The organism is Psychrobacter sp. HII-4 (genome assembly GCF_904846595.1).
In the GTDB taxonomy this organism is placed as follows: Bacteria; Pseudomonadota; Gammaproteobacteria; order Pseudomonadales; family Moraxellaceae; genus Psychrobacter; species Psychrobacter celer.
In genome coordinates, this window is sequence record NZ_CAJHBJ010000052.1 from 1 (window position 1) to 9,751 (window position 9,751).

8 protein-coding genes and 1 pseudogene are annotated in these 9,751 nt (G+C 42.0%); 8 read left to right on the plus strand and 1 reads right to left on the minus strand.

What is annotated here, in order from left to right:
- The first annotated feature begins 150 nt into the window (after positions 1-150).
- Together JMX98_RS12890 and JMX98_RS14350 are read left to right on the plus strand one after the other, a co-directional pair.
- Positions 151-327 (plus strand): transposase, encoded by a 177-nt coding sequence (locus JMX98_RS12890; RefSeq protein ID WP_201587158.1) that lies wholly within the window; start codon positions 151-153, stop codon positions 325-327.
- A gap of 43 nt (positions 328-370) precedes the next feature.
- Positions 371-541 carry a hypothetical protein gene (locus JMX98_RS14350; RefSeq protein ID WP_227680175.1) on the plus strand — a complete coding sequence of 57 codons (171 nt, stop codon included), beginning with the start codon at positions 371-373 and terminating at the stop codon, positions 539-541.
- 7 nt (positions 542-548) lie between these two features.
- On the opposite strand, the gene JMX98_RS12900 is transcribed toward JMX98_RS14350, so the two are convergent.
- Positions 549-1,352, minus strand: coding sequence for a LysR family transcriptional regulator (locus tag JMX98_RS12900; RefSeq protein ID WP_227680177.1), 804 nt, complete (start codon positions 1,350-1,352; stop codon positions 549-551).
- 180 nt (positions 1,353-1,532) lie between these two features.
- Between JMX98_RS12900 and JMX98_RS12905 the strand changes: the two genes are divergently transcribed.
- From JMX98_RS12905 to JMX98_RS12930, 6 genes and pseudogenes are all read left to right on the plus strand, one after another.
- On the plus strand, positions 1,533-2,288 hold the full coding sequence (locus JMX98_RS12905) for an SDR family oxidoreductase (protein WP_201587162.1): 756 nt from the start codon (positions 1,533-1,535) through the stop codon (positions 2,286-2,288).
- 84 nt (positions 2,289-2,372) lie between these two features.
- Positions 2,373-3,428: an SDR family oxidoreductase gene (locus tag JMX98_RS12910; protein WP_227680176.1), complete on the plus strand. Its 1,056-nt coding sequence runs from the start codon at positions 2,373-2,375 to the stop codon at positions 3,426-3,428.
- Positions 3,429-3,646: 218 nt separating this feature from the next.
- Positions 3,647-4,783 (plus strand): annotated as a pseudogene (locus JMX98_RS12915) (IS3 family transposase).
- Between the two features lie 697 nt (positions 4,784-5,480).
- Positions 5,481-5,939: a hypothetical protein gene (locus tag JMX98_RS12920; RefSeq protein WP_201587164.1), complete on the plus strand. Its 459-nt coding sequence runs from the start codon at positions 5,481-5,483 to the stop codon at positions 5,937-5,939.
- 186 nt (positions 5,940-6,125) lie between these two features.
- The gene (locus JMX98_RS12925; RefSeq protein ID WP_201587166.1) at positions 6,126-8,822 is read left to right on the plus strand and encodes an RHS repeat-associated core domain-containing protein; all 2,697 of its coding nucleotides are present in this window, start codon (positions 6,126-6,128) and stop codon (positions 8,820-8,822) included.
- A 42-nt stretch (positions 8,823-8,864) separates the two neighbouring features.
- On the plus strand, positions 8,865-9,434 hold the full coding sequence (locus tag JMX98_RS12930; protein ID WP_201587168.1) for a hypothetical protein: 570 nt from the start codon (positions 8,865-8,867) through the stop codon (positions 9,432-9,434).
- The last annotated feature ends 317 nt before the right edge of the window (positions 9,435-9,751 follow it).

Genomic DNA, 9,751 nt, shown 5'->3' on the forward strand with positions numbered 1-9,751 from the left:
GCATAATCTCTTACACAGTGTCTAGACACTAAGGTTATACTCATACTCTCAATGCTCATGAATAATTACTTTATTTTATCAACTTTCGTTGGCAGTATTAAGCGGTTATTCAAGATACAAGGTTATACTACCCCAAAGAGAATAATTAGTATGACTACCAAACGCCAAAAATACACCCGAGAATTCAAGTTAGAAGCCATTAGCTTAGTCGTTGAGCACAAACGCAAAGTTGCTGAGGTTACCCAGTCGCTAGGCATTGGTACTTCCACCTTAGACAATAGGTTGACGCGCTACCTAGCGTCTAAGTTTATGAAAGGCATGGGATAATGCCCCAACTGAAAGGTTCCTCAGGAGTTTTAAAACGGAGTGGATGCCAAAGAGCGGTTACGAGGATATGGATGCAGCATCGGCCGCCATTATTGATTATATCTGGGGCTACTATCAAACCGTGAGACCGCACCGTTTCAATGATTATTTATCACCAGCAGAAAAAGAGAGACGTTACTTTAACCAAAATCTCTTATCAGCTGTCCTAAATTAGTTGACCACTACACTTTTAGCCTGTCAACAATAAAATCTATCATCGCCAGTACTCGGTTTGGCGATGGGCGATGTCCGGGGTAGACCGCATAGAGATTGATCAGCTGATGTGTAAAAGAAGTAAGCATACACTCTAAACGTCCTGCTTTAAGGTCCTCCTCAATGTCGAATTCACCTTTTACAACCACACCTGCACCATTAATAGCCCATTGGCGTAGTACACCTCCATCATTGGCCAATCTGTTGCCGGATATCTTAACTGCAAATGATTTTCCTTGTTCGATAAAGTGCCATTCCGATTGCGAAGCGTTGGGACGAGCTAAAACCAGACAGTTATGCTGTAAGAGCTCTCTAGGATGCGTGGGCTTCCCGTTGTTTGCCCAATAAATCGGGGCTGCACATACGTAGCGCTTTTGACTCATTAATCGGCGTGCTTTGAATTCTGAATCGACCAGAGGTCCGGTTCGAATGGCGAAATCAAAGCGTTCACCGATCAGATCCACGACACCATCCGATAGATGAAGATCCACTTTTATTTGTGGGTGTAACTCTAGAAATTCATCAATGATCAATGGTAATCGAGTACGACCAAAATCATTGGTTGCTGTAAAACGAATGGTTCCTCGTAGTGGTCCATTTTGATTAACATGATCAAGCGCTTCTTCTATTTTTCCGAGTATGGAGCGGCAGTGATACAGAAACTGCTCTCCCTTCGGTGTAAAGTACATGCGCCGAGTAGTACGCATAATCAGTGTTACGCCTACGTACTGCTCTAATTTTTGTAATGCTTGCGTGACTGCTGAGGGAGCGATGTTCCTTTATCTGGCTACTCCAGCCATGGAGCCGATATCGTGAATATCCACATATATCTGCATTAAGTCAAGTCTGTCCATTATTCAATATTCCTGAATAAACTATTCTTTATATGGTTAATTATTAATTGATTTAAATATTGTATTATAAAGACCAATTAACGATTTAGGCAGAATAAAATGACAACACCACTGATACAGAGCAATGATGGTCAAGTCTCACTGAAAGGCAGAAAAATTTTTATTGTTGGTGCAGGCTCAGGAATGGGGGCGGCGCTTGCAACGATGGCGGTCGCTCGTGGCGCCAAAGTGGCCTTAGCTGGGCGAAAGCAAGATAAGTTGGATAAGGTTGCAGCAGAACTGGGTGACAGTGTATTAGGTACTTATGCGCTAGATATTAGTGATGCGAAGCAAGTTGATGTAGCACTTGCAGAGCAGGCGCCATACGATCACATTGTATCGACCGCTGCTGATCTGGTGTTTAAGCCATTTTTAGAGTTGTCGGATATGGAGATTCAAAGTATGGTTGCCAGCAAGCTTTATGGTCCGATCAACTTAGCGCGTAGCGCTGATAAGCACCTGACAAATTCAGGCTCTGTGTTATTTTATTCAGGCCTTGCCGCTTATCGACAAGGAGTAGGCTCGTCTATTGTTGGTGTTGTAAACATCGCATTAGAAAGCCTTGTGGCTAATTTAGCCATTGAAATGAAACCAAAACGTTTTAATGTTATTTCTCCCGGAGTCGTCGATAGCGCAACTTGGGATATGCTCAATGATGAAGATAAAGCTGCTCTCTTTAATGATGTCGCTCAATCGCTTCCTGTTGGACGAGTTGGTCAAACGAAAGACCTCTCTCACGCAGCATTGGCTATTCTTGAAAATGGCTTTATTAATGGCACCGTGGTCAATGTTGACGGCGGTGGTCGTATCGCCTAATCTGTAAGACAATTAATTTTTAATACCAGCCACTGCTAGTGGCTGGTTTCTATCAAAAAAGTTGACGTTACCTAAGGAGATATAATGCAACCTCATATGCTTGTCTTAGGTGGTTCAGGTGTGACCGGAAACGGGGCTGTTGTCGCATTACAAGATGCTGAGTGGAAGGTAACAACTCTTTCAAGAGCGATTGAGCCTCCCCATGAGACAGCACATTTATCTGCTGATTTACTTGATAGAGCCTCACTACAGAAGCATTCAGACAGTCTGGCCCATGTGACTCATATTTTTTATGCAGCAATCAAACCCTCCGATGATGCAAAGACAGAAGCGGAAGAAAATAGCTTGATGTTTAAGAATATCATCGAAAGTGTGATAGCCGCTGGGGCGGATTTGAAGCGGGTGATATTTCTGCAAGGGGGCAAGGTTTATGGTGCTCATCTTGGTGTGTATAAAACGCCAGCTCGAGAGGATGATAGCCGTCATTATCCACCAAACCTATATTTTGAACACGAAGACTATGCTCGCACGTTAGAGAGTAAAGGTATCAGGTGGACCGCTTTGCGACCGGATATCATGATTGGTCATTCGCTTGGTTCTGCTATGAATATGGGGAACTTGATTGGTCTCTATGGTACGTTGTGTAAACACTTTGGCGTTGCTATGCAATTTCCGGGTTCTGCAGCGGCTTATAGTGTATTGATCAACTTTACGACTGCGAGTTTATTGGGTGAGGCGGTCGTGTGGGCGGCCGACAACGAAAAGGATGGTGCTTATAACGTTACCAACGGTGATGTATGTCGCTGGAAGCATCTCTGGCCAAAAGTGGCGGAATGGTTCGGACTGGATGTCGGCGAGCCACAGCCAATTAATCTTCAGCAACGTTTGAATCAGGCGTCAGATTCCGAATGGAAGAATATTGCAACTCGATATGACTTGCGAGAGCCTGATATTAATCGTATTGCTCAAGGCAGTTTTGGTGACTTCCTTTTTCATGTCGAAACCGATGGGATATTTGATGTGACGAAAGCTCGTCAGGCTGGATTCAATGAAATGAGTTTGCGTACAGATAATGAAATCATTGAGCATTTAGACAACATGGTAAAAGATGGATTAATTCCCAATCCCCAAACTATGTAATGATTGTTTTTCTCAAATTTTTTTGAAAGTCATCATTAGATTAAAAAAGTTGCTGGGTATCAAGAAGCTGGTGTCGTCACGGACGAGACGTTTAATCACAAGCTGAATGAGATTATCAGTACGCTTTAAGCTTTGATGTAACTGAAATGTAACTATCCCCTAAACTAACACAGCTCAAACGTAGAATTTCTTATAAAATACCCATAAGGAGTTTTGATATGAGCAAACGAATTACCGAGACCCAAATAGTATCGATATTAAAAGAAGCAGAAGCTGGGATACCTGCTAAAGAGCTGTGCCGTAAATACGGAATTGCTAGCTCGACTTTTATAATGAGGAACGTTAAGAAACAGTCTGGGAGACTGTTTTAGTGACGCAAGACGAAGCGACAGCGAAGTTAGATCTAAACACGGCGGTATGGAAGCCTCTGACGTCAAACGCTTAAAAGAGCTTGAAGAAGAAAACCGTAGGCTTAAACAGATGTATGCTGACTTAAGCCTTAAAGCGCAAATGCCCGAAGAGATCATAAAAAAGCTATAGCGCCTGTACCCGAGCGCAAAGTCTGGGCGCAAGAATGACAGGCGCAGTATGGTGTTAGCATTGCAGTGAGTTGTCAGGTGGTCTGCACGAGTCGAACTGCTTACTACTACAAGCCTAAGCTATCTGATGATAGTGAGATTATTGATGTCTTAAGCAAGCTTACTGACAAGCACAATCGTTGGGGTTTCCCAAAGTGCTTTAAACGCATACGTAAGCTTGGCTGTTCATGGAATCATAAGCGAGTACACCGTGTTTATACCGCGTTAAACTTAAACCTACGCCGTAAGTCTAAAAGACGGCTACCATCACGTAACCCCCAGCCGTTAAGTGTACCAAATACATTAGGTCATACTTGGTCTATGGACTTTATGAGCGATAAGCTGCACAACAATATTCGCTTTCGAACCTTGAATGTGACTGATGATTACAACCGTGAAGTATTAGGCATTGATATTGGTACCAGTATGCCCTCACTCCGAGTAATTCGCTACCTTGATCAGTTGGCTGAGTGGCATGGTTACCCTAAGCAAATTCGTGTGGATAACGGCAGTGAGTTTATATCCAGCATATTCACTGATTGGGCATCAGCTCATGGCATCTATATTGATTATATCGAGCCTGGCTGTCCTTATCAGAATGCTTATATTGAACGGTTTAATCGCAGTTACCGCAATGAGGTTTTAGACTGTTATTTATTCAATGATTTAAATGAAGTTACTCAACTGACTGAAGACTGGATCAAGGTTTATAACACCGAAAGACCCCATGATTCACTTAATGATATGACACCTGCTGAGTACAGGCAGGTGGCTTAATTATTCTACGATGATGTTGTGTTAAGAATGGGGGATTTACACCTAAGATCAGTGTCACTAGCAGCACAATCAGTCAAAACAACAGTAACAATAATAATAACAGCGCTAGCAAATGGGTCTACCTATTAGACCAAAAGGGTAACCTTGCTCAAGTGGTCTCACCGACAGAGGTGAGAACGGGTTATCAGTATAATGACCATATGATGCGCACAACCTCACGGCTAAATATAGCTATGAGAACAAACAGGCGCAGCTGATAACTAAATGGACGTATGACGCCTATGACAGAGCGACCGGCTCCACTCATAAAAACGGCATAGAAAAGGTCAGTATCGCCTTTGATCCTGACACGGTAATACCCATCAAAGCGAATCATATCTTTACCAACACCTTAACGAACAGTGTAGGGGAGACCACCAACTACCGCTACAGGTACAAAAATGGCGAGGCGCAGCTATTATCTGTGACAGGGGCAGGGTGTGTCACTTGCGGCCCCACCAATGTGAGCTATGAGTATGATAGTGCAGGACGGGTGACGAAAACCAGTAAGCTTGATGACAACGGTCAAGTCATCGCATCAACGTCAACGAGCTATGACACGCTTGGTCGCACAATCAAGATCACTTAGACAGATAAGACAAAGGAGGACAACCAGCAAACGTGGCTGGCTTACAGTTATGACAATGCAGCTTATCCGATGCTACCTACCTCAATCACGCGACCTAGTGTGGTTGAGGGTAAAACCTCACATACGAGCCTCACCTATGACGAGGCGGGTAATGTTATGGCGATGACCGAGAGTGGGTTTCGGCCTGCAACAGCGAGCAGTCGACTACAGCCCATTAGTCGTACAACCCGTTACCGTTATGAGACAATCAATGGCAGGCAGCAACTGGTAGCCACTGATGGGCCATTAAAAGGGAATCAAGACGTCACAAGCTATCAGTACGATAATCAAGGTCAGCTCACTCAAACTGCTTTTCCTGAAGGTATTACAGAACACTTCACTTATCAAACCATTGCTGGAAAAAGTCTACTGACTGAACATACCGATGGGGATGGTGTAGTCACTAAGATGGAATACGACAGCAAAGGTCAGGCTGTGTCTATACAGCGCGGTGACCAATCCGTAAAGCTCGCTTATGATCATAGATAGCGGCCTGTAAAATGGACAAACCATCTTAACCAAACCATTACCGCTATTTATGACGATAGCCAGCAGCAAGTCATCTATCAGCTGTATGATGGTCAGCAGATTGTCAACCAATATGATACCGAAGGTCAGCTGGTAAATCGTCAATGGCTTGATGACAAAGGTGAGGTGCTGATTGACCCCCTGGCTATGCAATATAGTGACGACATTCTCAAACGTACAACAGACACCACTGATCAAAAAACCATCGCAAGCGTTATACAAGCACCAGATAGCAACACAGCCATGACTAACGCTCAAAGCCTATCCTCTGAGAATAAAGAAGACAGCGCTCAAGCTGCATTTAATCCTGCTGATAACTTACTAAATACCGATGTCACCATTGAGATTGAAATCAATCTGCTGGGCAAGATCAAACAGATTGTACTGCCAGAAGGGGCGACCTATGAGCGAGTATATGACGACTTTGGGCGTGTCATCTATGCCAAAGATGCCAATACAGGGGAATCAATCGTAGAGTACGATTTAAACGATCAACCTATTCTCATACAAAGCAAGACCAGTAAACAGATAGCTGACTATGACTTACTCGGTAGACTTACAATAGCTAAATACTGCAAATTAAGCACAGAGAATACAGCAATCACAGAACAAAGCTGTGAGACTATAGAGTATAAGTATAATAGTGCTAAATTGAGTCAAATCATTGACCCTACTCAAATCACCCAGTATACGTATGACACTCAAAGCCTTTTAATAGCTGAGTCCTTACAATTTAAAGACAGTGTTAGAGAGTGGCAAACTAAATACCAATACGACGACATTGGACGTTTGCAAAAAGTAAGCTTACCTGAGGGCGCTACGCTTAGCTATGTTTATAACGATGTTAGTATACCTGTTAAAGTTAAATATCAAGCACCAGTCCAAGGCTGGTTTGAGGGCTTAATTCGTAAAATAAATCCTGACCATAATAGTACTGCCATGATCTCTGATATAAAAGGCGACAGCGCCCATGGTCTATTAGGCTTTACCCACAGTAACGGCCAAACCGCTAAAGCTGACTATGATAAGACAGGAAGGCTAACCGCATGGCAGGATGGCGAATACCAAAAGGCACTTACCTATAACGAAACTAATCGAATTATTGCAACCAATAGTCAGCGAGGTGATAAAGAGAACAGTCAGCAGCTAAGCTACAACAATTATGGCGAACTCACCAGCGTAACTAATACAAAAGAGAACCAGACCACTCAATATCAATACGACCTCAATGGCAATAGACTAAGCTTTAAAAGCTCTAAAGCCCAAACCAACTATGAATACAAAGTGGGCACTGATCAGTTGTTAAGTGCAAGCAGTAAGACAAATATTGCTAGCAATAATAGTAAAGATACCAATAGTCAAAAAACTAACTACAGCTACGACGCAGCAGGTAATCCCACTCTTATTAGCGTTCAGCAAGGACAAGATGGTAAAGCTCAAACTCGGCGGCAGTTTACCTATGGTGTCAGAGGTCAACTCACTCAAATTATCGATGCTAATCAAACGACAGACTACCGTTATAACCATGCCATGCAGCGCGTCAGTAAAACTATAGCGAATGATGAACAAAGATACCTATGGCAACAAGGATTACTAGACGCTGAGATTGACGTTAAGGGCAGTAAAGAAGCCGTAACCCGTCGTTATATCTATGTGGGCTTAAGACCGATTGCGATGATTGACTACGATACAGACAACAACGCCAGTATCTATACTATTCATACCGATCATCTAGGCACGCCGCAGCAAGTAAGTAATAACAAACAAGAGATTATCTGGCAAGGCGACTATGATGCCTTTGGTCAGGTGACGGTGAAAGCTGTATCTAACAACAATACGCAAGATATGCAAGCCAAGCGAAAGGGTTGGTTACCGTCTCTAATGAATAGCGCGAATGCAACACAATCAATAACCAATGAGCCGTTTGAGTTTAATCTCAGATTTGCAGGGCAGTATGAGGATAGTGAGAGTGGTTACTATTACAACTGGCATCGCTATTATAATCCTGAGACAGGACGCTATTTAACGAGTGATCCTATTGGGCTTAACGGTGGACTCAATACTTATGGGTATGCAGGGCAGAATCCTATTTCGGCAGTGGATCCGTGGGGGCTGTACACAATATTTATTGGCGGTGCTGGAGATCATGAGCACTTTATTGGTGGAGAAAAATTCGGTTTAACGGGACCAACATATAACGTTAAAAATATGAGAAATGAATTTGTGAGCAGTTTTCTGGCAGGTCATATAAAAGCGTCTGGTTATACGCAAGATAGAGCCGAATATCTAGCATACCGACAAGCTAGATATTATGGATATAATGAAATTCATTTGGCATTAACGTATGCAAAAATATTTCTAGACAATAATCCAAATTCAACGTTGAATATAGTGGGCCATAGTTTAGGAGGATGGCAGGCGGCACATCTTGCTCAACAAATAAATGAATATAGGTGTAGCTCAGTAGCTAATTTAATTACTCTTGATCCAGTAGGCGATAGTGTGAGAATACACGCGATGGCTAATATAGAATGGTCTACGCCTAGACCCGAAGCAGAAACATGGGTGAATATTAGAGCAGAACATTTAAATGACGTGAGTGGTAACAATATTGTTGCAAACCTTGGCGGGCAATGGGATCCAACAACAGATGATCAACAACCTGATTATAACTACCAACTTAATACCGATCACGCTTTTACTAGGACTATGTTAACGACAAACATAATTGCACATAACTTCTCACCATGGGATTTGTTAAAAAGACATTATCAGGGACTCCCTTCAAGTTATGATTATGAAAATGTACCAGAGACATTAGTCCATGAGCCTAATGAAGAATAATGTCAAGTATTAACAAAGAGGTAGCAAATGAAGAATACGTTCATGTCAGCAGTCATCTGTAGTAGTTTTATACTGTCTGCTTGTACTGCCACGCCCACATCAGACTTAAATATTTATCATCCAAGAGTTGTAGAGATTACAAAATATGACACTTCTATTGTAGCGACCTTTTGTGGTACAGAGGCATTTAATAGTTTGTTTATACATGAGCCTATACCTAAAATCTATCCTGTGTTAAAAGAGTCAAAGACTTACTTAGGTTTTAAGGTAGGGTTTATAAGTGAGTTTGATCGTGAAAAATATATGAGGATAGAAGATATAAGTTTGAGTCAATTCCCTGAATATAAAGACTGTGGACAAGGTAAAACCTATCCTTATATATATTGGTTTAGGTTTAATGTAGAAAAAACACCTCCTTATGAAGAATCTAAAAAGGCAGGTTATATGAAAGCTTATGAAGAATTCAAAGCACAGATAGTTAATAAACGTCATATAGAAATAGGCGTTGTTCAGCTTTCTGGTTTTGATGGAAATGACTTAGTATCTAAAAACACAGTCTTTCTTCCTTTAACTGATGAACAGTATGACACTTTATTAGAAAGAATGGACTGAGTAATTGTGGTTCAAGGTTGATTAGCCGATAGCGAATATACTGAGTAATCGGTTATTGATGTGATGATAGTGTGGTGGTCAACTAATTTTAGACACATGATAAGTATAGTGGCACACTAAATTTAAGCTGTATTTAAGAGAAGATCTGCTGCCCACAAAAAGCCAGACAACCTCAGTTGTCTGGCTTTAAGAGAGTTTCCCAAACTTTGTGTAACTGCTTATAATCCACTAACCGGAGAATAAGCAATGACTAAGCAAACCGACCTTAAAAAACTTGCCCAGCAAATGGCTAGCAGCATGAAAAGCTTTGATGACAT

Bases quoted from the DNA above. Each gene is read 5' to 3' on its own strand.
- JMX98_RS12890 (WP_201587158.1), top strand. From the start codon at position 151: ATGACTACCAAACGCCAAAAATACACCCGAGAATTCAAGTTAGAAGCC.
- JMX98_RS14350 (WP_227680175.1), top strand. From the start codon at position 371: ATGCCAAAGAGCGGTTACGAGGATATGGATGCAGCATCGGCCGCCATT.
- JMX98_RS12905 (WP_201587162.1), top strand. From the start codon at position 1,533: ATGACAACACCACTGATACAGAGCAATGATGGTCAAGTCTCACTGAAA.
- JMX98_RS12910 (WP_227680176.1), top strand. From the start codon at position 2,373: ATGCAACCTCATATGCTTGTCTTAGGTGGTTCAGGTGTGACCGGAAAC.
- JMX98_RS12920 (WP_201587164.1), top strand. From the start codon at position 5,481: ATGCTACCTACCTCAATCACGCGACCTAGTGTGGTTGAGGGTAAAACC.
- JMX98_RS12925 (WP_201587166.1), top strand. From the start codon at position 6,126: ATGCAATATAGTGACGACATTCTCAAACGTACAACAGACACCACTGAT.
- JMX98_RS12930 (WP_201587168.1), top strand. From the start codon at position 8,865: ATGTCAGCAGTCATCTGTAGTAGTTTTATACTGTCTGCTTGTACTGCC.